General features: G+C 42.2%; 1 protein-coding gene and 1 pseudogene. One reads left to right on the forward strand and one right to left on the reverse strand.

What is annotated here, in order from left to right; genetic code table 11:
- The coding region (locus tag A3761_RS28700) for a hypothetical protein (RefSeq protein ID WP_156492065.1) at nt 1-193 on the reverse strand (193 nt) is incomplete at its 3' end.
- 252 nt (nt 194-445) lie between these two features.
- Here A3761_RS28700 and A3761_RS23425 point away from each other — a divergent pair.
- A pseudogene (locus tag A3761_RS23425) lies at nt 446-965 on the forward strand (glycerol-3-phosphate 1-O-acyltransferase); the annotation flags it as partial.

Here is a 965-nt window from a genome sequence, read left to right on the forward strand (position 1 = left end):
GGTTTACTCTGAATTGAATTAACTCTAGATTCATATTGTTATGATTAACATATTGACTCACGACAGACTCTTCTACAATGCGAGTCGACGGGTCTTCTCTGATCGTAAGGCCCGGCAGGAAAATATAGAGAGCGTACTCTTTAATTTCAAGTGTTTTCAGCAAAGCTTTCAAGGTAGTAATCTTTTGCCCCACAGATTTAACCTTGCGGTTACAAATATGTGAAAGACTTGAGATAAAGCAGCCACAGAGCTGTGATTTATGGCCGACAGCAAACAAGTGAATTTTGCCTTGAGGCAGGCTTGCCTATAAACTAGCCCACCAACATATACTGCTCGACAACTCGATTACATGATTCAGCCCATATACAGAAGTTAAGACGCTGAATGCTTGTAGTAGAGCAACCCGGTACTGCACATAATTGAACTAAACGGAGACCCTTAGTTTATGAGTCATTTTTTCGGATTAAGTTCTTTACTATTTAGCCTGCTAAGAAAAATTCTATTCTTGTGGGTTCGCGTTGAAGTAAAAGGTGCCGACACGGAAAGCCTTAAAATAGACCCGAACAAGCCGGTTTGTTATGTTTTACAATACAGCTCACTCTCTGCTCGTCTCGTCCTCGAAAACAGCTGCATTAAGTCTGGACTCCCTTCTGCCCAAGCACAACTCAAACTCAATGAAAACTCGGTTAGGCGCTCTTTTTTCTTCTTGTATGAACGTCAAGGAAACTGGTTTAAAAAACGCCAAACCCCTATGGTCACTAATCGGCTCAAACAAATCGTCAAGACCATTGCCGAGAGCAATAAAAATTCCGATATAGACCCATTGGACGTTCAACTTGTTCCGGTCACTTTATTTTGGGGTCGCTCCCCCGAAAAAGAAAAGTCATGGTTTAGATTACTTTTTTCTGACGGCTGGGCGGTATCCGGGCCTTTCAAAAAGCTCTTGATAATACTCCTTCACGGCC

Source organism: Oleiphilus sp. HI0123 (assembly GCF_001635315.1).